This window comes from Polaromonas sp. P3_A5, from assembly GCF_056403055.1.
This window is the reverse complement of sequence record NZ_JBFUGF010000001.1, coordinates 3,513,449-3,535,263: the sequence shown is the minus strand read 5'-3', so window position 1 is coordinate 3,535,263 and position 21,815 is coordinate 3,513,449. Positions and strand designations below refer to the sequence as shown.

24 protein-coding genes are annotated in these 21,815 nt (G+C 64.4%); 8 read left to right on the top strand and 16 right to left on the bottom strand.

The annotated features are described in order from the left end of the window. Positions 1-30: 30 nt before the first annotated feature. A complete protein-coding gene (gpmA, locus tag AC1DU8_RS16895; RefSeq protein ID WP_477690012.1) occupies positions 31-774 on the bottom strand; it encodes a 2,3-diphosphoglycerate-dependent phosphoglycerate mutase in 744 nt (247 codons plus the stop codon). A 391-nt stretch (positions 775-1,165) separates the two neighbouring features. On the opposite strand from gpmA, the gene AC1DU8_RS16890 reads away from it, so the two are divergent. The 4 genes from AC1DU8_RS16890 (at position 1,166) to AC1DU8_RS16875 (ending at position 3,710) form a co-directional block, all read left to right on the top strand. Then, on the top strand, positions 1,166-1,576 hold the full coding sequence (locus AC1DU8_RS16890; RefSeq protein ID WP_477690011.1) for a rhodanese-like domain-containing protein: 411 nt from the start codon (positions 1,166-1,168) through the stop codon (positions 1,574-1,576). A gap of 150 nt (positions 1,577-1,726) precedes the next feature. Further along, positions 1,727-1,990: a glutaredoxin 3 gene (gene grxC / locus AC1DU8_RS16885; protein ID WP_457279631.1), complete on the top strand. Its 264-nt coding sequence runs from the start codon at positions 1,727-1,729 to the stop codon at positions 1,988-1,990. Positions 1,991-2,182: 192 nt separating this feature from the next. Then, a complete protein-coding gene (gene secB / locus AC1DU8_RS16880; RefSeq protein ID WP_457279630.1) occupies positions 2,183-2,647 on the top strand; it encodes a protein-export chaperone SecB in 465 nt (154 codons plus the stop codon). Positions 2,648-2,693: 46 nt separating this feature from the next. After that, entirely contained in the window at positions 2,694-3,710 is a 1,017-nt protein-coding gene (locus AC1DU8_RS16875; RefSeq protein WP_477727015.1) for an NAD(P)H-dependent glycerol-3-phosphate dehydrogenase, read from the top strand. Between the two features lie 117 nt (positions 3,711-3,827). Here the strand turns inward: AC1DU8_RS16875 and AC1DU8_RS16870 are convergent, their stop codons facing one another. The 10 genes from AC1DU8_RS16870 to panD form a co-directional block, all read right to left on the bottom strand. Beyond that, positions 3,828-4,157, bottom strand: a complete 330-nt coding sequence (locus AC1DU8_RS16870) for a cupin domain-containing protein (RefSeq protein WP_457279628.1) — start codon at positions 4,155-4,157, stop codon at positions 3,828-3,830. 79 nt (positions 4,158-4,236) lie between these two features. Continuing rightward, on the bottom strand, positions 4,237-4,701 hold the full coding sequence (locus AC1DU8_RS16865; protein WP_477690010.1) for an N-acetyltransferase family protein: 465 nt from the start codon (positions 4,699-4,701) through the stop codon (positions 4,237-4,239). After that, complete coding sequence (locus AC1DU8_RS16860; protein WP_477727014.1) at positions 4,698-5,150, bottom strand: GNAT family N-acetyltransferase; 453 nt, start codon at positions 5,148-5,150, stop codon at positions 4,698-4,700. Before AC1DU8_RS16860 ends, AC1DU8_RS16865 begins: the two co-directional genes overlap by 4 nt. Positions 5,151-5,247: 97 nt before the next feature. Then, positions 5,248-6,096 carry a pantoate--beta-alanine ligase gene (panC, locus tag AC1DU8_RS16855; protein WP_457279626.1) on the bottom strand — a complete coding sequence of 283 codons (849 nt, stop codon included), beginning with the start codon at positions 6,094-6,096 and terminating at the stop codon, positions 5,248-5,250. Between the two features lie 26 nt (positions 6,097-6,122). Beyond that, positions 6,123-7,025, bottom strand: coding sequence for a 3-methyl-2-oxobutanoate hydroxymethyltransferase (panB, locus tag AC1DU8_RS16850; RefSeq protein WP_457279625.1), 903 nt, complete (start codon positions 7,023-7,025; stop codon positions 6,123-6,125). Positions 7,026-7,113: 88 nt separating this feature from the next. Continuing rightward, a complete protein-coding gene (bioB, locus tag AC1DU8_RS16845) occupies positions 7,114-8,136 on the bottom strand; it encodes a biotin synthase BioB (RefSeq protein ID WP_477666092.1) in 1,023 nt (340 codons plus the stop codon). 63 nt (positions 8,137-8,199) lie between these two features. Then, on the bottom strand, positions 8,200-9,408 hold the full coding sequence (gene bioF, locus AC1DU8_RS16840; RefSeq protein WP_477727013.1) for an 8-amino-7-oxononanoate synthase: 1,209 nt from the start codon (positions 9,406-9,408) through the stop codon (positions 8,200-8,202). Next, complete coding sequence (gene bioD, locus AC1DU8_RS16835) at positions 9,405-10,097, bottom strand: dethiobiotin synthase (RefSeq protein ID WP_477727012.1); 693 nt, start codon at positions 10,095-10,097, stop codon at positions 9,405-9,407. Before bioD ends, bioF begins: the two co-directional genes overlap by 4 nt. Beyond that, on the bottom strand, positions 10,090-11,424 hold the full coding sequence (locus AC1DU8_RS16830) for an adenosylmethionine--8-amino-7-oxononanoate transaminase (protein WP_477727011.1): 1,335 nt from the start codon (positions 11,422-11,424) through the stop codon (positions 10,090-10,092). Before AC1DU8_RS16830 ends, bioD begins: the two co-directional genes overlap by 8 nt. A gap of 80 nt (positions 11,425-11,504) precedes the next feature. Next, positions 11,505-11,885, bottom strand: coding sequence for an aspartate 1-decarboxylase (gene panD / locus AC1DU8_RS16825; protein WP_431095265.1), 381 nt, complete (start codon positions 11,883-11,885; stop codon positions 11,505-11,507). A 159-nt stretch (positions 11,886-12,044) separates the two neighbouring features. Between panD and nadC the strand changes: the two genes are divergently transcribed. From nadC to AC1DU8_RS16810, 3 genes are all read left to right on the top strand, one after another. Further along, positions 12,045-12,923 carry a carboxylating nicotinate-nucleotide diphosphorylase gene (gene nadC, locus AC1DU8_RS16820; RefSeq protein WP_457279620.1) on the top strand — a complete coding sequence of 293 codons (879 nt, stop codon included), beginning with the start codon at positions 12,045-12,047 and terminating at the stop codon, positions 12,921-12,923. Further along, positions 12,920-14,035: a quinolinate synthase NadA gene (gene nadA, locus AC1DU8_RS16815; RefSeq protein WP_477666096.1), complete on the top strand. Its 1,116-nt coding sequence runs from the start codon at positions 12,920-12,922 to the stop codon at positions 14,033-14,035. The genes nadC and nadA overlap by 4 nt, the downstream gene beginning before the upstream one ends. Positions 14,036-14,108: 73 nt before the next feature. Then, the gene (locus AC1DU8_RS16810; protein WP_477666097.1) at positions 14,109-15,869 is read left to right on the top strand and encodes a chorismate-binding protein; all 1,761 of its coding nucleotides are present in this window, start codon (positions 14,109-14,111) and stop codon (positions 15,867-15,869) included. Between the two features lie 7 nt (positions 15,870-15,876). Here the strand turns inward: AC1DU8_RS16810 and AC1DU8_RS16805 are convergent, their stop codons facing one another. The 4 genes from AC1DU8_RS16805 to AC1DU8_RS16790 all read right to left on the bottom strand — a co-directional run bounded on the left by AC1DU8_RS16805 (position 15,877) and on the right by AC1DU8_RS16790 (position 19,266). After that, positions 15,877-16,236: a 5-carboxymethyl-2-hydroxymuconate Delta-isomerase gene (locus AC1DU8_RS16805; protein WP_477666098.1), complete on the bottom strand. Its 360-nt coding sequence runs from the start codon at positions 16,234-16,236 to the stop codon at positions 15,877-15,879. 53 nt (positions 16,237-16,289) lie between these two features. Continuing rightward, complete coding sequence (gene nadB, locus AC1DU8_RS16800; RefSeq protein WP_477666099.1) at positions 16,290-17,900, bottom strand: L-aspartate oxidase; 1,611 nt, start codon at positions 17,898-17,900, stop codon at positions 16,290-16,292. Between the two features lie 162 nt (positions 17,901-18,062). Further along, a complete protein-coding gene (locus AC1DU8_RS16795) occupies positions 18,063-18,944 on the bottom strand; it encodes a segregation and condensation protein A (protein ID WP_457279615.1) in 882 nt (293 codons plus the stop codon). Positions 18,945-19,038: 94 nt separating this feature from the next. Further along, positions 19,039-19,266, bottom strand: coding sequence for a DUF3460 family protein (locus AC1DU8_RS16790; RefSeq protein WP_457279614.1), 228 nt, complete (start codon positions 19,264-19,266; stop codon positions 19,039-19,041). 141 nt (positions 19,267-19,407) lie between these two features. Between AC1DU8_RS16790 and bamE the strand changes: the two genes are divergently transcribed. Further along, complete coding sequence (bamE, locus tag AC1DU8_RS16785; RefSeq protein ID WP_457279613.1) at positions 19,408-19,929, top strand: outer membrane protein assembly factor BamE domain-containing protein; 522 nt, start codon at positions 19,408-19,410, stop codon at positions 19,927-19,929. A 67-nt stretch (positions 19,930-19,996) separates the two neighbouring features. On the opposite strand, the gene AC1DU8_RS16780 is transcribed toward bamE, so the two are convergent. Beyond that, positions 19,997-21,667 carry a SulP family inorganic anion transporter gene (locus AC1DU8_RS16780; protein ID WP_457279810.1) on the bottom strand — a complete coding sequence of 557 codons (1,671 nt, stop codon included), beginning with the start codon at positions 21,665-21,667 and terminating at the stop codon, positions 19,997-19,999. Between the last annotated feature and the right edge of the window lie 148 nt (positions 21,668-21,815).

The following is a 21,815-nucleotide window of genomic DNA, read 5'->3' as shown; positions in this document are numbered from 1 at the left end:
CGGGAGTGCCGGGAGCCATTGAATTGCCCCTCAAACCTTGCCTTGCGCACCCACGGCCGCTGCCGCCTTGGCCGCGGCCTCACTGTCGCCCAGGTAGTAATGGCGCAAGGGCCGCAGTTCGGCGTCCAGCTCATAGACCAGCGGGATGCCGTTGGGAATGTTGAGTCCCACGATGTCGCTGTCGGAGATGTTGTCCAGATACTTCACGAGGGCGCGGATGGAATTGCCATGGGCGGCCACCACAATGCGTTTGCCTGCCTTGATGGCCGGCGCCATGGACTCATTCCAGAACGGCAGGACGCGGTCCACCGTGTCCTTGAGGCATTCGGTCAGCGGCACCTGGCCGGGCTGCAGCTTCGCGTAGCGCGGGTCGTTCCGTTCGCTGCGCTCGTCGGAGGCATCAAGCGCCGGGGGCGGCGTGTCATAGCTGCGGCGCCAGATCAGCACCTGCTCGTCGCCGAACTTTTTCGCTGTTTCGGCTTTGTTCAGCCCCTGCAGATCGCCGTAATGCCGCTCGTTGAGACGCCAGCTGTGCACCACGGGCAGCCAGGTGCGGTCCATTTCGTCCAGCGTGTGCCAGAGCGTGCGGGTCGCGCGCTTGAGCACGCTGGTATAGGCCACGTCAAAGTCATAACCTTCGCTTTTGAGCAGTTTGCCGGCGTTTTTGGCCTGTTCGATGCCGGTTTCGGTGAGGTCAACGTCGGCCCAGCCGGTGAAGCGGTTTTCAAGGTTCCAGGTCGATTCGCCGTGGCGGATAAGCACGAGTTTGTACATGATGGGAAGGATGGGGAGTGGAAAAAGGGGAATAAGGAGGACGGCCGGCAGGGCGTTTTCTCCCTCTATTTTAAGAGCCTGTCTACGATCTAAAAGGGCCGCGCAAGCATCTTCTCGGGATGGGATGCAAGGCGCGGTGTGCTGCCCATAGCTTAGCTATGGGTTAGCGCCGCAACGCCGCAGACCGCCCGAGAAGGTGCTTGCCCTCCGGGTTGGGGTGAAATCGGGCGATTGAGCCCCCCAGCCCCTTGCATGGGCATTAGCCCATGCGGCGTGCCCGGTCGGCTCACTCATCCCGATTGCACCCCAACGCGACCCGTTTAGATCGTAGACAGGCTCTAAAATCATGGGTTCGCTGAAAAAGCGCTCCAAGACACACAAAGGGTACAACGTGAAATTTCTGATCGATAACTGGATGCTGATTTCGATAGCGGTCGCCTCGGGCGGCATGCTGGTTTGGCCCATGATTGCCAGCGGCATGAACGCCGGCGCGCTCACGGCCAGCGGCGCCGTACAGCTGATCAACCGCGAAAGAGCGGTGGTGGTGGACGTCAGCGAGGCCGAAGAATTCGCTGCCGGCCATGTCACGGGCGCCAAAAACGTGCCTTTCAGCGAGCTGGAAGGAAAACTCCCCGCTACCGTCAAAAACAAGGCTTTGCCGCTGATTTTGGTGTGCGCCACGGGTGCCCGCGCCGGCCGCGCCGTCGCCGTCGCCAAAAAGCTCGGCTACGAGCAGGCCCAATCACTGGGCGGTGGGCTCAAAGCGTGGAAAGAGGCTAACCTGCCACTTGAGAAGGCCTGATCAGATCAGTTCAGTTCTGAGCAGTTTCCTGATCCGGTTTTTGGCAGGCATGAAAGCTGCAACGCCATGGCGACCGGGCGTTGGCCCGGCTTTCACCCTGGCTATCCATTTTTCCTGCGCTGCGCGTAGACCAGCTCCTCCGGAGGAACCATGCAAACCGTCAAAATTTACACCACGGGTACCTGCCCTTATTGCATCCAGGCCAAGCAGATATTGAAGCAGCGCGGCGTCACCGAGCTTGACGAAATTCGTGTGGACATGGTGCCCGGTGAACGCCAGAAAATGATGGACATCACCGGCCGGCGCACCGTGCCGCAGATTTTTATCGGCGACACCCACGTAGGCGGCTGCGACGACCTGATGGCCCTCGACAGCCGCGGCGGCCTGATGCCTCTATTGAATCCCGCCGCCTGATCTCTCTTCGCCAGCATGAGCCCCGGAACCGGCTTTGCCGGGCCGGAGGGCGGGCGGCCCCCTCGGGGGGTAGGGAGCTACACGAAGTGAGCGACCGTGGGGGCCACATCCACGGGTCCATATAATCATTCGCTGGTCGCCGGCTTGCCGCGCATCTGAACCCCAACTTTCCCCCGTACCCGAAAGAGCACCATGGCTGAAGCCAATCTTGACCCCGTATTCCAGATCCAGCGCGTTTACCTCAAGGACGTGTCGCTGGAGCAGCCCAATTCGCCCGAAATCCTGCTGAGCCCGGAGCAGCCTGCGGTTGACATTCAGCTGGGCGTGGGCGCCACCCCCGTGGCAGACGGCCTTTTTGAGGTTTCCGTGACGGCCACCGTGCAGACGAAAATCGGCGACAAAACCGTGTTTCTGGTGGAAGCCAAGCAGGCCGGCATCTTTGAAATCCGCAATGTGCCCGAAGACCAGATGGGCGCCATCCTGGGCATTGCCTGCCCGCAAATCGTCTACCCCTACTTGCGCGGCAATGTCGCTGACGTGATCCAGCGCGGCGGCTTCCCGCCTGTGCACATGGCTGAAATCAACTTCCAGGCCATGTACGAACAGCAGCAGGCCCAGGCCGCTGCCGAATCGGCCGCTCCCCAGATCATCGTTTGATGGGCTGCCGGGGCTGCCCGGTGTCTGTCTTCTCGCCCATCCACGCATGAAAATTCTGGTCATAGGTGCCGGCGCCTGGGGTACGGCTGTGGCCGTGAGCAGCGCGGCCCGGCACGATGTCACCCTGTGGGCGCGCGATGCTGCGCAGGCCAAAGACTTGCAGGCCAGCCGCACCAATGCCCGCTACCTGCCTGGCGTTCCCCTGCCTGCCAGCCTGCGGCTGCAAGGCGGCGATGTACCTCTGGCAGAGGCGATTCAAGGGCAGCACCTCCTCATCCTGGCAACGCCCGTCTCAGCGGCGCGCGGCATGCTGCAGTCCCTGCAGCACGCCAGCGTTCCCGTGGCCTGGCTGAGCAAAGGTTTTGAGGCGCCTCTTGCCTCAGCCCCGTCTTCAGCATCATTTGGCCTGATGGTCCATGAAATACGGGCGCAAGCTGCTATCAATTTAAGAGCGGGTGTGCTCAGCGGGCCCAGCTTCGCCCTCGAAGTCGCCCGCGGCCAGCCGACCGCGCTGGTGGCCGCCAGTGAACATCCTGAAGTACGCGAAGCGCTGGTAGCCGCCTTTCACAGCGCCACCCTGCGCGTTTACGCCAATGACGATGTCGTGGGGGTGGAGGTGGGCGGCGCCGTCAAGAACGTGCTGGCGATCGCCACGGGGCTTTGCGACGGGTTGCAGCTGGGGCTGAACGCCCGCGCTGCACTGATTACCCGCGGCCTGGCCGAAATGACACGGCTGGGTGTGGCGCTGGGCGCCCGGGCCGAAACCTTCACCGGCCTGTCGGGCCTGGGCGATCTGGTATTGACGGCCACCGGCGACCTGAGCCGCAACCGCAAGGTGGGCCTGTTGCTGGCCGAGGGCAAGACGCTGGCACAGGCCGTGGATTCGCTGGGGCATGTGGCCGAGGGCGTGTATTGCGCCCGCACCGTGGTGCAGCGCGCGGCCGGTTTGGGCATCGAGATGCCGATTGCACAAAGCGTGGTGGCCTTGCTGGACGGCAAGCTCAGGCCGGCTGAGGCTGTGGCGGCGCTGATGGGCCGCGATCCGACTGCCGAACTGGTCTGACTGCGCGGTTGATTTTTCCGGGTTCCCGTTTTTGCTATTGAATTAATAGCTGCTTGCGCTTACCCCTATTGGGCTAAAGCCCTGAAACATCATTAATCCGCGAAGCAGGGGCCGCCCCTACTTTCGCAAATGCAGCGTCACCAGCAGCGATGCATCCTGCACCGCGGTCAGGCCGTGTTCCACGCCGCCCGCCAGCCACAGCAGCTGGCCTGCCTTCATGCGCTGGGTTTGCCCCTCCGCCGTGAAGGCCACTTCACCCTCCAGGCATTGCACGGTGATTTCGCCCTTGACCCGGTGCGAGGGCACCAGCTTGCCTGCCGGCACGATGAGGCGCATGACTTCCAGCTCATCGCTTTTGAACAGCGCGACGGTCCGGGCCTCCAGGAGCTTGCCTGCCAGCGGCTGGACGTCGATGAGTTGCCCGGAGGCGGCGTGGGGAATGGCCATGGTGAAGCTCCTGCAAAGGTGGCGGCATATGCCTGAACCAACTGAAAGCGTTATACCCCAAGGCCCGCCCGGGCAGGCCCTAAACCACCTTGTTGTACGCCAGGAAGATGTCGTCGCGAACCCAACCCAGGGACTCATACAGCGCCTGCGCGGTGTGGTTGGTCCTGGCGGTGGTGAGGTCCAGCCGCGCAAAGCCGTGCTGTTTTGCGTGCACGTGGGCGGCCTGCATCAGCGCGCGGCCGGCGCCGCTCTTGCGTGAAGCGGGCGCTACATACAGGTCATACAGCGTGTAGATGGGCTGGGCGATCACCGAGCAGAAGCCGGGATACAGCTGACAGAAGCCGGCGAGCGGGCCGGCACCGGGCGCGCCTTCCGGCTCGGCCACCAGGATGACCGATTCGCGGTTTCGCATCCGGTTGCCGATGAAGTCCAGCGCCAGCGCGGCATCAGCGGGCTGTTCGTAAAACTGGCGGTAGGCGTCAAACAGCGCGGCCACGGCCGGCAGGTCGGGCAGGGCAGAGAGGCGGATGGTGACAGGACTCATACCAGCGGTTTCTCCATGAAGACGCTCAAGGGATCGTGCGCATACGCGCCAAACGGCTCACGCAGCACATAACCCAGTCGCGCATACAGCCCCAGCGCCTCGGGCTGGTGAATGCCCGTCTCCAGCCGGGCCAGGCGCACGCCGGTGGCCTGAAGGTGCGCCTCCAGCGTTTGCATGATGGCTTTGGAAAGGCCTTTGCCGCGATGCGCTTCCAGCACAAATAGGCGTTTGATCTCGCCGTAGCGCCCGTCGTTGTTCAGCGTTTTGACGGCGCCGCAAGCGACCAGTTCGCCTTCGATGTGGGCGCCCACAAACAGCACGTTGGGCTGGCTGAGCGCCGAGAGGCTTTCGAGGTAGTTGCTTTCGGCGGGGTAGAGCGCCGCATGGTAGGCGTCTGACTGTGCGATCAGCGCTGCTGCCGATTGCGGGTCTACAGGGGTGATTTGCATGGGTTGATGATCAAATTGGCCTCTAGCCAAGGCGGTATCTTGGCTTGCAGCTATCAAAAAAGGAGCAAATTCAGTTTCTGCTCCTACACTGGGACCGCTAGATTTCCAGGTTGTCAATCAGTCGGGTGCTGCCCAGCTTGGCCGCGCCCAGCACCACCAGCGGCACATCGGCCAGCGGGCCCTGCGGCGCCAGCAGGTCGGCGCGGCGGCGCACGGTCAGGTAGTCGGGCTTCCAGCCGCGGCGGGCCAGCGCCTGCATGGCCTGCGCTTCCAGGGCTGGCAGGTCGGGCGTGCCGCTGGCGCGGGCGGCTTCGCCCAATGCGCGTATCGCTTTGGACAGCTCCACCGCTTCGGCGCGCTGGGTGGCGTTCAGGTAGCCGTTGCGTGACGACAGCGCCAGGCCGTCTTCGGCGCGCTGGGTTTCACCGGCCAGGATCTCGATCGGCAACGCGAACTGCTGTACCATGCGGCGCACCACCATCACCTGCTGGTAATCCTTCTTGCCGAAAGCCGCCACGCCCGTGGGCATACCGGCAAACACGCAGGAAAACAGCTTGAGCACCACGGTGCTCACACCGATAAAAAAACCGGGCCTGAAGTGGCCTTCAAGGATGTCGCTCAAGTCGGTGGCCGGATGCACCTTGTAGCTTTGCGGCTCGGGGTAAAGGTGCTTTTCCAGCGGGGCAAACAGCACGTTGCAGCCGGCCTCTTTCAGGCGCTCGGCATCGGCGTCCAGCGTGCGCGGGTAGCTGTCGAAGTCTTCATGCGGCGCGAACTGCAGGCGGTTCACGAAGATGCTGGAGACGCTCACGTCGCCCAGCGGCTTGGCCTGCCTGACGAGGGCGATGTGGCCGTCGTGCAGGTTGCCCATGGTGGGCACGAAGGAAGGGCGTTTAAACGGGCTGAGGGCCTCGCGCAGCTCCGGGATGGTGTGGACGATCTGCATCTTGTCTCCTGAAAGGGGCGGTGGGGCTACCAGGCGTGGGTGGCATTCACCGGAAAGCTGCCGTCTTTCACGGCGCGCACATAGGCTTCCATGGCGCCGCGCACACTGGCGGTTTTGTTGTCCGGGCCTTCCATGAAATTGCGGACAAACTTCGGCATCTTGCCCAGGTTCATGCCCAGCATGTCGTGCAGCACCAGCACCTGGCCGGCAGTGCCGTTGCCCGCACCAATGCCGATGGTGGCGCAATGGGTGAGTTCTTGTGTGAGCGTGGCCGACAGGGCCGCAGGCACCATCTCCAGCACCATCATGGCGGCGCCTGCGTCCTGCAGCTCGCGCGCGTGGCGCGTCATCGTGGCAGCGGCTTCGTCGCCCTTGCCCTGCACGCGGTAGCCGCCCAGCGCGTGCACGGTTTGCGGTGTCAGCCCCAAGTGGGCGCAGACCGGGATGCCGCGCTCGACCAGGAAGCGCGTCGTCTCGGCCGTCCAGCCGCCGCCTTCAAGTTTGACCATGTGGGCACCGGCCTGCATCAGCACCGCGGCACTGCGCAGCGCCTGCTCTTTGGACTCGTGGTAACTGCCAAACGGCAAATCGCCGATCAGCCAGGCCGTGGCCTGCGAACGGCGCAGGCCGTTGGCCACGCATTCGGTGTGGTGGCGCATGGTCTCCAGCGTCACGCCGACGGTGCTGGTCAGGCCCTGGCAGACCATGCCCAGCGAGTCGCCCACCAGGATGCATTCCACGCCGGCAGCGTCGGCCACGGCGGCAAAGGTGGCGTCGTAGGCGGTCAGCATGGTGATCTTTTCGCCATGCGCCTGCATTTCACGCAGACGCGGCAGGCTGACCGGCTTGCGCGCAGGCGGCGTGGCAGGCGTAGACGAAGGCGGCAGCGTGCCGTAGGGCGTGACGGAAGTATTGGGAGGTGTCGTCATGGGGCAGGTCCGGAATTTAGCGAGAGTCTAACCAGCTTCAGCGTGCTTTTTTGTGTTGGATTTAGAGAGTCCAGACAAGCCGTGCGTCTTAGCGCGCTTCAGGCGCGGACCGGCTCATGCCCAGGCGCTCGAGCAGCTTCACATCGGCCTCGGTGTCGGGGTTGCCGGTGGTCAGCAGCTTGTCGCCGTAAAAAATCGAATTGGCACCGGCCAGGAAGCACAGCGCCTGCACGCCGTCGCCCATTTGCTGGCGGCCCGCCGACAGGCGCACGCGCGCCGTCGGCATGGTGATGCGCGCCACGGCAATCGTGCGCACGAATTCAAACGGGTCCAGGTCGGCCTGGTTGGCCAGCGGCGTGCCTTCAATTTTCACCAGGTTGTTGATGGGCACTGACTCGGGGTAGGGCGTGAGGTTGGCGAGCTCGGCCACGAGGCCGGCGCGCTGGCGGCGCGTCTCACCCATGCCGACGATGCCGCCGCAGCAGACCTTGACGCCGGCGCTGCGCACGCGCGCCAGCGTGTCCAGGCGGTCCTGGTAGTCGCGCGTGGTGATGATGTCGCCGTAAAAATCAGGCGCGCTGTCGAGGTTGTGGTTGTAGTAGTCCAGGCCCGCGCTTTGCAGCGTTTGCGCGTGGCCGTCTTCCAGCATGCCCAGCGTGGCGCAGGTCTCCAGGCCCAGCGCTTTCACGGTGCGCACCAGCTCGGCGACTTTTTCAATGTCGCGGTCTTTGGGCGAGCGCCACGCGGCGCCCATGCAAAAACGTGTGGCACCCGCGGCCTGCGCACGCTGGGCGGCGGCCAGCACTTCGGCCGGCTCCATCAGCTTGCTGGCTTCCACGCCGGTGTCGTAGCGCGCGGCCTGCGGGCAGTAGCCGCAGTCTTCGGCGCAGCCGCCGGTCTTGACGGACAGCAGCGTGGCGAACTCGATGTGCGTGGGGTCGAAGTTTTCGCGGTGCACCGTTTGGGCGCGGTGCATCAGTTCCGGAAAAGGCAGATTGAACAGCGCTTCGATGGCGTCTACGCTCCAGCGTTCGGTGCCGGCCTTTTCAGCTGGCGATGGCTGAGGGCGCGGGCGGTGGAGCGTGATGGTTTGTTCTGCAACGTGGGACATGGTTCTCTTTCCTTTCGGGGAATGGTTTTTGAGTCTATCTGATGCGTTTTTCTGAAGCCTGCTTCAGCCTGACAGCGGATGCTTTTCCAGGGCCGTCAGGGCTTCGACCAGCAGGTCGATATCGGCTTCGGTGTGCGCGGCCGACAGCGCAATGCGAAGGCGCGCCGTGCCATCGGGCACGGTGGGCGGGCGAATCGCCGGCACCCAGATGCCGCGTGCGCGCAAGCCCTCCATCACGGCCAGGGCTTCGTCGTTGCGGCCGATCAGCAGCGGCTGGATGGCGGTCTGCGAGGGTGGCAGTTGCCAGTGGCTGCCTTTCAGGCCCGCCAGCAAGCCGCTGCGCAACCGCGCAATGAGTTGCTGCAAATGCGTGCGGCGCCAGTTATCCTGTTCAATCAGCACAAGGCTGGCACGCAGCGCGCTGGCCAGCAGCGCCGGCGCGGCAGTGGCAAAAATATAACTGCGGGTTTTTTGCAGCAGCCATTCAACCAGGGCCTCATCGCCCGCCACAAACGCGCCCGCCACGCCTGCCGCCTTGCCCAGCGTGGCCATGTAGAGCACGCGGCGCGAGGCCTTGGCGCCATACAACCCCGCGGCGGCCAGGCTGCCGCGCCCTTGCGGGCCCAGCACGCCGAAGCCATGTGCATCGTCCAGCAGCAGCAGGGCGTCATGGCGCTCGCACAGCGCCAGCAGGGCGGGAATGTCGGCGCTGTCGCCGTCCATGCTGAACACCGCGTCGCTGATCACCAGCTTGCGCGGCGCGTCGCTTTGCGCGAGCTCTCGCGCCAGCGCGTCCAGGTCGGTGTGTGCGTAGCGGTGGATTTTTGCGCGCGACAGCCTTGCGCCGTCAATCAGGCAGGCGTGATTCAGTGCATCCGAAAAGATCGCGTCGCCGGCACCCACCAGCGCCGGCACGATGCCGATGTTGGTGGCGTAGCCCGCGTAAAAATACAACGCGCGCGGCAGGCCGACGAAGGCCGCGAGTTCGCGTTCCAGCGCCTCGTTGGCGGCGCTGTGGCCACTGACCAGTGGCGATGCACCCGACCCGACACCGTAGGCTTGTGCGCCGGTGCAGGCTGCCTGCACCAGGGCCGGGTGCGTGGCCAGGCCGAGGTAGTCATTGCTGCAAAAGGCCAGCATGCTGTGCCCGTCAATCGAGAGACGTGCGCCGCTTTCAGGCATGACCACGCGGCGCTGGCGGCGCAGGTGCGTGCGGTCCAGTTCGGAAACGCGTGCCGGAAATTCGTCGAGCCAGGAGGAGGTGATGTTCATTGCCATTCAGTGGGGAGGTTGATGGTGACCTTGCGTGCGTCAATGTTGGGTTGCCAGGGAACGGTGGCCAGCAATGGCGCCCGCAACTGCTTTTGTAGAAAGGCGATGTTGTCCCCCTGCGCCAGCATGTTTGGGTCAATGTGGTTGGCCACCCAGCCGGCCAGTGTGAGACCGCGCGCGCGGATGGCTTCGGCGGTGAGCAGGGCGTGGTTCAGGCAGCCCAGCCGCAGGCCCACCACCAGCACCACGGGCAGGCCCAGCGCCTGGGCCAGATCGGCGCCGGTCTCCGTGGGCGAGAGCGGCACATGAAAGCCGCCCGCGCCTTCCACCACCACGGCATCGGCCTGCAGCGCGAGCTGGCGGTGGCAGGCTACCAGGTGGGCAATGTCAATGCGCGCACCGGCGCGGGCGGCTGCGATGTGTGGTGACACCGGGTCGGGCAGCAGCACCGGGTTGTCGAGTTCGGGTGGTACGCGGCAACTGGAAGCTGCGCGCAGGGCGAGCACGTCTTCGTTGGCATCTACACCGTCAATCGGCACCGTGCCTGCCGCCACCGGCTTCATGCCCACCACACGCAGATGCCGGCGGGCCAGCGCATGCAATAGTGCAGCGCTGACCAGCGTCTTGCCCACGCCGGTGTCGGTGCCGGTGACAAACAGCGAAACCGTCTTGTGCGCCGCTTCAGCCATGTGCAGTAATTTCTTCGGCCAGGGTGGCGTCAAGCGCGGCCAGCGCGCCGCGCGCCAGGTGGCCAATCGCCTCTTCATCCATCACATAGGGAGGCATGGCGTAGACCGTGTGGCCGATTGGGCGCAGCAGCACGCCGTGGGCCATGGCGTGCTGCGTGTAGCGGCGTGCGAAGTGGGGCGCCGTCGTGGGCTCGATGTCCCAAGCCCAGATCATGCCCAGCCTGCGTGCGTTCCGTACAGCAGAGTGCTGAGTCAGCGGCGCGAAGGCCAGGTCCAGGGTGTTGGCCAGGACTGCGTTGTCTGCCAGCACATCGGTTTGCTCGAACAGCTCCAGCGTGGCCAGCGCGGCGCGGCAGGCCAGCGGATTGCCGGTGTAGGAATGCGAATGCAAAAAGCCGCGCGCCACGTCGTCGTCATAAAACGCCTCGTATACCGCGTCGGTCGTCAGCACCGCCGACAGCGGCAGCGTGCCGCCCGTGAGGCCTTTCGAGAGACAGATGAAGTCAGGCCGTATGCCTGCCTGCTGGTGCGCGAACATGGTGCCGGTGCGGCCAAATCCGGTGGCGATTTCATCGGCAATCAGATGCACCTCGTAGCGGTCGCACAGTGCGCGCGCTTCGCGCAGGTAGGCGGCATCGTGCATGGCCATGCCGGCCGCGCACTGCACCATGGGCTCCAGGATGAGCGCGGCGGTTTGCGCATGATGCTGCTCCAGCCAGCTTTGCAGGTCTGCGGCTGCGTGACGTGCTACGTCTGCAGCGCTTTCACTGGGCTGCGCGCCGCGTGCGTCGGGGCTGGGCACGGTGGCTGCCAGCCGCACCAGCGGCGCATAGGCTTCACGAAAAATGGCAAAGTCCGTCACGGCCAGTGCGCCCACGGTCTCGCCGTGGTAACCGCCTGCGAGCCCGATGAAGCGGCACTTTTCAGGCTTTCCGGTGTTGCGCCAGTAATGCGCGCTCATCTTCAGCGCGATCTCTGTGGCGCTGGCGCCGTCGCTGCCGTAAAAAGCATGGCCCAGCCCGGTCAATGCGCCCAGCCGCTCAGACAGCTCCACCACCGACTGGTGCGTGAAACCGGCCAGCATGACGTGGTCAAGCCGATCCAGCTGGTCGCGCAGCGCCGCCTTGATGTGCGGATGGCCGTGGCCGAACAGGTTGACCCACCACGAGCTGATGCCGTCCAGGTAACGCCGGCCTTCAAAGTCGTACAGCCAGACCCCTTCGGCCCTGGCGATGGGTACCGGGGGGTGCGCCTCGTGCAGCTTCATCTGCGTGCAGGGGTGCCACACATGGCGCAGGCTGCGCTGGATCATTGAGAGGTTGTCCATGGAGGCCCGTGGTGAGGAGTGGAGGGCGAAAGCTCAGGCGTGCGCTGCAAGCCGGAGCTAAAGCACGAGTCGGGCGCGGGTCAGGGCTTCTGCACCGGAATGGTCGAGCGCTCTTCCTTGATGCGGTTGTCCGGATTGACGAACACCAGCTTGGGGCTGAAGCCCGCGACATGCTCTTCATGCACCTGCGCAAACGCCGCGATGATGACAAGGTCGCCCACGGCGGCGCGCCGCGCGGCGGAACCGTTGACCGAAATGATGCGGCTGCCGCGCTCGGCACGAATGGCGTAGGTGATGAAGCGCTCACCGTTGTTGATGTTCCAGATGTGCACCTGCTCGTTCTCTGCCAGGTTGGCGGCATCCAGCAGGTCTTCGTCGATGGCGCAGGAGCCTTCGTAGTTGAGTTCGCAGTGGGTTACCGCAGCGCGGTGAATCTTGGACTTGAGCAGGGTTCTGAACATGATGTGTGTAGGGTGTACCCAGGCAAAAGGAAAACGCCGGGGTGGGCGAAGGGGGCCGGCGGCGGGCAGCGGCAGGGGCGCTGTAACATTCGCGGCAGTTTTGAGGTCTACTCAATAGTTTAGTGCAGGGTACTGCGCGGTTTCTTTCTTAGATTACTTATGAAAAAGTCATTTGATTTCACGACTGAAGCGCTGGGCGCCCTGGCCCGGGCGGATGCGGCACGCGCGCTGGCCGAGGACATTGGCAGCGGCGACCTGACCGCCGCACTGATTGACCCGGCCCGCCAGGCACGGGCGCAGGTGGTGGCGCGTGAAAGCGCTGTGGTGTGTGGCAGCGCCTGGGTCGAGGCCACGATGCGGCAGCTGGATCCGGATGCCCAACTGGTCTGGCATGTGCTGGATGGCGAGCGTTGCGAAGCCGGCCAGGTAGTGTTTGAAGTGCGCGGGCTTGCCCGTGCCCTGCTGTCGGCTGAACGCACGGCCCTCAATTTTTTACAGCTGTTAAGCGCCGTTGCGAGTAAAACGGCCGTTTATGTTGACATCGTGAAAGGTACGCGGGCTGCTATTGTGGACACACGCAAGACCCTTCCCGGCCTGCGGCTGGCGCAAAAATACGCGGTCGCCGCGGGCGGCGGAACCAACCACCGGGTGGGTTTGTATGACGCCGTGCTCATCAAGGAAAACCACATCGCGGCCGCAGGGGGAATCGCGCAGGTGCTGGCACGCGCTGCGGACGTCGCCGCGCAGGCTGATTTTGTGGAAATCGAAGTCGAGAACCTGGACGAGCTGGCCCAGGCGCTGAACGCCGGTGCGCGCATGGTGCTGCTCGACAACATGAGCCTGCCCGACCTCAAAGAGGCTGTACGCATCAACAATGGGCGAGCCATCCTTGAAATTTCGGGCGGGGTCACCCTGGAGGGCCTGCGCACCCTGGCCGAAACCGGCGTGGACCGGATTTCCATCGGCACCCTGACCAAAGACGTGCGGGCGATTGATTTTTCCATGCGCTTCGACGCCGAGAGCACGGTGGCGGCATGAGCGTGGTTTTGCCCGTCATCCGTGTGGACTACGAGCAGCCCGAGGGCGCGGCTTGCAGCACGCACCAGGCTTGGGCCCGTGTGCCGGCCGAGCCCACGCAGGCCGAGCGCACCGTGCTGAAGGCCCGCATCCGCGAACTGCTCAAGGCCCGCAACGCCGTCATGGTGTCGCACTACTACGTGCATCCCGACCTGCAGGACCTGGCCGAAGAGACCGGCGGCCTGGTGTCGGACTCGCTGGAGATGGCGCGTTTTGGCCGCGACCATGCGGCACAGACGCTGGTGGTGTCGGGTGTGCGCTTTATGGGTGAGACGGCGAAGATTCTTTCACCTGAAAAACGCGTGCTGATGCCCGACCCTGATGCGACCTGTTCGCTTGATTTGGGCTGCCCGGTGGATGAATTCAGCGCGTTTTGCGACGCCCACCCGGACCGCGCGGTGGTGGTGTATGCCAACACCAGCGCCGCCGTGAAGGCGCGCGCCGACTGGGTGGTGACATCCAGCTGCGCGCTCGACATCGTGCGTGCGCTGAAAGACCAGGGCCAGAAAATCCTCTGGGCGCCCGACCGGCACCTGGGCAGTTACATCCAGCGCGAGACCGGTGCCGACATGGTGTTCTGGAATGGCGCCTGCATCGTGCACGACGAATTCAAGGCCTTTGAACTGCAGGCCCTGAAAAAAGAGCACCCTGGCGCCAAAGTGCTGGTGCACCCCGAGTCACCTGCGGACGTGGTGGCGCTGGCCGATGCCGTGGGCTCCACTTCGGGAATTTTGAAGGCGGCGCGCGAGATGGACGCGCGCGAATTCATTGTGGCGACCGACAACGGCATGCTGCACAAGCTGCGCACGCTCAACCCCGGTAAAGTGTTTATTGAAGCGCCCACCGCCGGCGACAGCGCCACCTGCAAAAGCTGCGCACACTGCCCGTGGATGGCCATGAACGGCCTGGCCGGTTTGGCCCATGTGCTGGAAACCGGTGCGCATGAAGTGAAGATAGACCCCGCACTGGGCCTGCGTGCCCGGCTGCCGATTGACCGCATGCTGGCTTTCACCGCCGCGCTGAAAAACGGCCAGCCTACTTCAGGGCTGGTGCCGCATATCGGTGCGGCCTGACATCGGTCCGGCCCTGGATATGCTCCTGTTTTGATAGCTGCTTGCGCTTGTCCTGTATGGACTGGAGGCCGATATGAGTCCTATAACGGCCTGTATTGACTTCTCGGATCCGCATGACAGTGCCGCGCCGCGCCTGCGCCGTGCTTTCAGCGCGCCGCGTGCGGTGCTGGTGGCACGCACGCTCGACGAGGTACGGCCGGTACTGGATGCCGTGCAGGCCGCTGCCGCACAGGGCGCCTGGTGTGTGGGCTACCTGCGCTATGAAGCCGCCCCGGCTTTTGATGCCGCGCTGGCTGTGCACGATGCGGATGGGCCGCTGGCCTGGTTTGCGGTGCATGATGAAGCCTTGCCCTGGCCGCGAACCGTACCAGGTGCCGATGTGCAGGTGCAGTGGCAGCCGGGGCTGGATCGCCTGGTTTTTGAGGAGGCTCTCGGCACGCTCCAACGGGCGATTGCCAACGGCGCGTACTACCAGGTCAATTTCACTGCGCAGATGGCCGGCTTGTTGGTCCCGGGGGCAGAGGCCGCGCCGGCCCATGCCTTGTTTGGCGCCCTGCAGCGCGCGCAGCCCGGCGGTTATGCAGCTTTCCTGGATACCGGTGATGAGCAGATCTTGTCGGTGTCGCCCGAGTTGTTTTTTGACTGGCGCGCCGGCCAGCTTCTGACACGGCCGATGAAAGGCACAGCACCGCGCGGCACGACGCCCGAAAGCGATGCGGCCCAGGCCGAAACGCTGCGCACGTCAGTCAAGGAGCGTGCCGAGAACGTGATGATCGTGGACCTGCTGCGCAATGACCTGTCGCGCATCGCCGAGCCCTTCAGTGTGCGCGTGCCGCGCCTGTTTCACACCGAGGCGCTGCCCGCGGTCTGGCAGATGACGTCGGACGTCGAGGCGCGCACGCGGCCCGGCTGTAGCCTGGCCGAGGTGTTTGCCGCGCTGTTCCCCTGCGGTTCGATCACCGGCGCACCCAAGGTGCACGCCATGCAGGCTATTCGTGAACTGGAAGCCGGGCCGCGCGGTGTGTATTGCGGGGCCATCGGTGTGGTGCAACCCGGCGGCATGGCGACTTTCAATGTGCCGATCCGCACCGTCAGCCTGCGCGGCGCCCAGGCCCGCTGCGGCATCGGCAGCGGCATCACCTCGGGTTCTGTGGCCGAAGGGGAATGGCAGGAGTGGCGCCACAAGCAGGCCTTTCTGGAGCGAGCCAGCATGCCCTTCGAGATTCTGGAAACCCTGGCGCTGGAAGCGGGCCAGTTGCGCCATAGGAAAGACCACCTGGCGCGCATGGCGGTTTCTGCCGCCCACTTTGGCCACCGATGGGATGCCGTGCAGGCCCATGCGTGCCTGCAGGCATTGGCGCAGGCGCACCCGCAGGGCCTCTGGCGCGTGCGCCTGCTGCTCAGCGCCAGCGGAAAATTCGCCGCCCAGGCTTATGCCATGGAACCGTCGCTGCCCCAGGTGCGCCTGCAACTGGCCGACCGCCCGCTGGACGCGGCGCACGGCGAATTTGTGCGCTTCAAAACGACGCGCCGCGCGCATTACGACGCCTTCACGCCGACCGAACCTGGCGTGTTTGACAGCGTGCTGTGGAATGCTGAGGGTGAGATCACCGAATGCACGCGTGGCAACATCGCGATGCGCGTGGATGGCCGCTGGGTCACGCCGCCGCTGGCCTGCGGGCTGCTGCCGGGTGTGGGCCGCGCGCTGGCGTTGCAGGCGGGCCGGTTGACCGAACGCGTCGTGCGGGTGGACGCATTGTCAACGGTTGAGGGCTGGGCGTTTGTGAACAGCCTGAGGGGCTGGATAGACGCGAGCCTTGTCCGAACCGACTAAAAACTGCTTAGAGTTTTTCCTTGACGTAGGACGCGCGGTCCATGTCGACCATCTCCACGCTCAGCTGCACCATCACGCCCGCTGGCCGCGGGGTCAGGCGGCGCAGCACGTCAGCGATGCGCGCACCCAGGTCCTTCTTGGCGTCCGGCGTGCGGCCCGACAGCAATCGCAGCTGGGCATGCACAAAAGCGCGTGAGGCCGGCGCAGTGCCAATTTCAAAATCGTCCAGGGCGACGAGCCGGGTTTTCAGGTCGGATTCATCCTGTATTTCAGGGCTGGCGGCGACGGCCTGGTTCAGCGCCTGGAGCACTTCGGCTTTGGGAAAGCCGGCCAGGTTGCTGGAGTATTCAACGATCAGGTGAGGCATGTGGGTTCTGAATAAAAAGTGGCAAGAAACGGATAAAGGGGATTCGGGAAAGATTAACTTCCGGGCGGTACCAGCACGGTAGGAATGGCCTGTTCAGCGGTACCAGGGAAGTCGCGGCTGAAATGCAGGCCGCGGCTTTCGTGCCGGCCGTGCGCCGAGCGCACGATCAGATCCGCCACCTGCACCAGGTTGCGCAGCTCCAGCAAGTCGCGTGTGACACGGAAGTTGGCATAGAACTCCTGGATCTCCGCGTTGAGCAAGGCAATGCGGTGCGCCGCGCGTTCAAGCCGCTTGGTGGTGCGCACAATGCCCACGTAGTTCCACATGAAGCGGCGCAGCTCGTCCCAGTTGTGCGAGATCACCACGGCTTCGTCGGCATCGGTGACCTGGCTTTCGTCCCAGGCGGGCAGGGCGGGGACTTCGGCCGGCGCCAGGGCATCAATCGCGTGGGCCGTGGCGCGTGCGAGCACCACGCATTCCACCAGCGAGTTGCTCGCCAGGCGGTTGGCGCCGTGCAGGCCGGTGCAGGCGGTTTCGCCAACGGCATAAAGGCCCGCCACATCGGTGCGTCCGGCCAGGTCGGTCACTACGCCACCGCAGGTGTAGTGCGCGGCCGGCACCACCGGGATGGGCTGGCGTGTGATGTCGATACCGAGCTCGAGGCAGCGCTTGAGGATGTTGGGGAAGTGCTCCTGCAGAAAAGCCGGGCTCTGGTGCGAGATGTCCAGGTAGACACAGTCGAGGCCGTGCTTTTTCATCTCAAAGTCGATGGCGCGGGCCACCACGTCGCGCGGCGCGAGTTCGGCCCGCGCGTCGTGCGCCGGCATGAAGCGCCCGCCGCCGGCCGAGGGCGGCAGCAGCAGCTTGCCGCCTTCGCCGCGCACGGCTTCCGTGATCAAAAACGATTTCGCGTCCGGGTGGTAGAGGCAGGTCGGGTGGAACTGGATGAACTCCATGTTGCCCACGCGGCAGCCGGCCCGCCAGGCGGCGGCAATGCCGTCGCCGGTAGCGGTGTCGGGATTGGTGGAATAGAGATACACCTTGCCCGCGCCGCCGGTGGCCAGGATCGTGTGGCCGGCGCTGAAGGTCAGCACCTCGCCGCTGGCGGTGTCGAGCACATAGGCACCATAGCAGCGGTTACCGGGTTGTTTGAGATGCCGGTCGGTGATGACGTCGATCAGCATGTGGTGCTCATAGAGCGTGATGCCGGGCGTCTGGCGGACCTGCTCCATCAGCGTGCGTTGCACGGCGGCGCCGGTGGCGTCGGCCGCGTGCACGATGCGGCGCTGGCTGTGGCCGCCCTCGCGCGTCAGGTGCAGTTCGCCGGGATGGCCGGCGTCTTCGGAAAAAGCCACGCCCAGTGCACGCAACCAGGCAATGGCTTCGGGCGCACCTTCGACGACGGCGCGCGTGGCAGGCAGGTCGCAGAGGCCCGCACCTGCGACCAGCGTATCGCTCACATGCTGCTCCAGCGAGTCGCCCTCGGCCAGCACGGCAGCCATGCCGCCCTGCGCCCAGCCGCTGGCCCCGTCGCCAAGCGCACGTTTGGTCACCACCGCCACACGCCGGCCAGGTGCCAGCAGCAGCGCGGCAGACAGGCCCGCCAGGCCGCTGCCGATGATGAGGACGTCGAAGTAGTGTGAACCCAGGCTGTCGGAGGTCATTGATAAGTCACTCACCGTTGAGATGGAAACCAGGTTTGTTCACGATGCGCAGAATGCTCTTATGCAAGCAGGGGCCGCGGGACTGGCTTCGCCAGACCGCAGGCGCAGCGGCCCCCTCGGGGGGCAGCGCATTACACGAAGTGAAAAGCGTGGGGGCAATATTTAGGCGGGCGTGTAAGCCAGCCGCACATAGATGGGCGCGAAAGCCTCGGCCTGCGTCACTTCCAGCAGGCCTTCTTTTGACAGCTCGAGCAGCGCGATGAAGGTCACCACCAGCACCGGCATGCCGCGCGTGGCGTCGAACAGGTCTTCAAACTCCAGGAACTTGCGGCCCTGCAGCTTGCGCAGCACGATGCTCATGTGCTCGCGCACCGAGAGTTCTTCGCGGCTGATGACGTGGTGCTGTACCAGGCGGGCGCGTTTGACAATGTCGCGCCAGGCGTCCTGCAGGTCCACGATGTGCACATCGGGAAAGCGCGGCTGCAGCGATTGCTCGACATACACCTGCGCGCGCAGGAAATCGCGGCCGAATTGCGGCACTTCGTTGAGTTTGTGGGCGGCCAGCTTGATCTGCTCGTACTCGAGCAGGCGGCGAACGAGTTCGGCGCGCGGATCTTCGGGCTCCTGGCCTTCCGCCACCTTCTTGGGCGGCAGCAGCATGCGCGACTTGATTTCAATCAGCATGGCCGCCATCAGCAGGTATTCGGCCGCCAGTTCCAGGTTGGTGGAGCGGATTTCGTCGACGTAGGTGAGGTACTGGCGCGTGACCGCCGCCATCGGGATGTCGAGGATGTTGAAGTTCTGCTTGCGGATCAGGTACAGCAGCAAGTCCAGCGGTCCCTCAAACGCCTCCAGGAAGACCTGCAGCGCATCCGGCGGGATGTACAGGTCGTGCGGCATGGCAAACAGCGGCTCGCCGTACAGGCGGGCCAGCGCCACCTGGTCGATCACGGCGGGCATGTCCGGGCTCAGGGCTGCGGACAGCTCCTGCCCGGCGGCCGGCGGCAGTTCCTGGGGGGATGGTGAAAAAGGGGTTTGGGACATGAAAGAGGCCGAAGCGGTGAGTGCGCTAAAGATTTGCTATGAAAAAGATAGCTGATTGCGCAAGTCCTGCAAGGGCTAGAGGCCTATTTGGCTCTTATTTTCCGTTCGGGTGGCTGCTCGTGCCGTACACGTAAGGCTGCTGGGGAACCTTGGCCTCACCGTATTCCGCCTGTTCGGTGCGGTTCAGGTTCTTGTCCCACAACAGCGCGCGCCCGGCGCGTTGCTCGGCTTCCAGGGTGGGCTTGTTGGCCTTCAGCTGGTCGATGAACTGCGTGGTGTCGGAGGTGTAGTCGGAGCGGCGGAAGAAGTTGAGGAGGGACATGGGTCTAAACTGCCTGAATCGTATAGTTGGCTGATTTTACCGGGGTCTGCCTTGCGCCCATTGTTACCACCTTCCCCACCCTCCTTTGCACCGGCCCGAACGGGCTTTTCAGCACTTTTTTCCGTCAGGACGTTCATCTGTATGGGTCTGCTCTCATTTGTGCTTGGCCTGGTGGCATGTGACGCGCAGCGCATTGCCGAACTGGAAGAAGGTGTGGCCACGGAGGCCGATGTACGTGCCCGCTTTGGTGAGCCCGAGAAGGTGTGGGAAGCGGCCGACATGGCCGAAACGCCGCAGCCCGGCGCTGCGGCGGCGCCCGGCGCCCGCACCTTCGAATACAACCGCCAGCCGGAAGGCAAGGTCAACTACATGATCACGATAGGTGCGGACGGCAGGATGAGTGCGCTGCGGCAGGTGCTGACACCGCAAAATTTTGCCAGGGTGCAGCCCGGCATGCGCATGGAACAGGTGCGAAAAATGCTGGGCAAGCCGATGAAGGTCACGCCTTACGCGCTGAAGCAGGAAACTCATTACGACTGGCGTTACATGGAGCCACCGTCGGCGGCACGCATCTTTACCGTGGTGTTTGACGGGGACCTGAAAGTGGTCAGCACGGGCTCGGTGGACGATGAAAGCGCGAGCGCTTCAGGTGGCAATCGCTGATGTGCCTGGGTTTATAAAGAAAAATGAGCTGCAGCCCAATAGGGACAGGCGCAAGCAGCTCCTGTTTTTATAGCGTTTCAATTTTCTCCAGGAAGCCCGAGCGCTGCATCACGGCCCGCGGCTGGGCATTGAGCCCTGCCATGACCAGCCGGCCGCCGCGCAGCACGATGGCCTTGTGCAGCTGCTCCAGCACATCGAGCCCGGAGGTGTCCAGCGACTGCAGCGATTGCACGTCCAGCCGCACCACCAGGCCTTTGGGCGCGCTTTCCACCACGTTCAGGATGGGGTCGAGCTTGGCGACTGCGCCAAAGAACAGCGAGCCATACAGCTGGAAACTGGCGCCATCGGCGCTGCGTGAGACCTCCACCACCTGGAACAGGGTGCTCATGCGCCGCACAAACAGCACGCAGGCCAGGATCAGGCCGACCTGCAGGGCGACCGTCAGGTCAAAAACCACGGTCAGCAAAAACGTTCCCAGCATGATGAGACGGTAGTGGCTGCTGGCCTGGCGCAGGTGGGCGAATTCGCGCCATTCCCCCATGTTCCAGGCCACATACAGCAGAATGCCGGCCAGCACCGCCAGCGGCACATGCACGGCCAGCGGGGCGGCTACCAGCACGACGACCACCAGCGTGAGGGCATGCACCACGCCCGAGACGGGAGAGGTGGCGCCCGAGCGCACATTGGTCACCGTGCGGGCAATGGTGCCGGTGGCGGGCATGCCGCCAAAGAACGGCACCACAAAGTTGGCCACGCCCTGGGCCATCAGTTCCTGGTTGGGGTCATGGCGCGGCAGGCCGGAAATCTGGTCGGATACGCGTGCGCAGAGCAGCGACTCCACCGCACCCAGCAGTGCAATGGTGATGGTGGGTGCCACCAACAGCCGCACGGTTTCCCAGGAGAAATCGGGCAGGGCAAATGAAGGCAGCGCACGCGGGATGCCGCCGAAGCGGCTGCCGATGGTTTCCACGGGCAGGCTCAGCAGGTAGGCAAACGCGGTAAGCGTCACCAGCGCCACAATCGGCCCCGGCATGCGCGATGCCATGCGCGTGGCCCGCTTGAGCTGCACGCCTTCGACGGCCTGCATCAGCCTGATCAGCCGCGTGGTGAAACCGCCGGCGCTTCGCGTGTGCGCGGCAAACAGCTTGGGCCACACAAAGAGGCCGAGCAGGCAGGCCAGCCCCAGCCCCAGCGCGTAAGGGTTGAAGCTGTCCAGGTGTTCGCCGATCACACGCAGCTGCGAGAAAAAATCGGCCGGCATCTTGGGAACGACCAGCCCCAGCAGGTCCCTGACCTGCGACAGTACGATCAGCACTGCGATGCCGTTGGTAAAACCCACCACGATGCTCACCGGCACGTAGCGCACCAGTGTGCCCATTCTGAAAAAACCCAGCAGAAAGAGCAGCACGCCGGCGCAGGCGGTGGAGATCAGCAGGTTGGCCAGGCCGTAGCGTTCCAGAATGCCGTAGACGATGACGATGAAGGCCCCGGCAGGGCCGCCTATCTGCACCGCCGAGCCGCCCAGCGCAGAGATCAATGCGCCTGCGATGATCGCCGTCCAGATGCCTGCCTCGGGCTTGAGGCCGGAGGCGATGGCAAAAGCCATGGCCAGCGGCAAAGCCACAATACCCACCGTGACGCCGGCCCCGGCATCCTTGAAAAACCGTTCGCGGTTGTAGCCGGCAAGCGCTGAAAACAGGCGAGGGCGGAACGGGGCGAGATAGGCCGGTAAATGCATCATGCGGCGGGCGTGGGGCGTGGGAGTTGTGTGACCGGTGGTGCGGATGATGGCCCGGACGACAGCGCAGATAACAGCGCAGGCGAGAATGCGGAGATTGCGCGTCCCGTATGACTTTTTTCCATTGTTCGAAGCCTCAACATTCGGT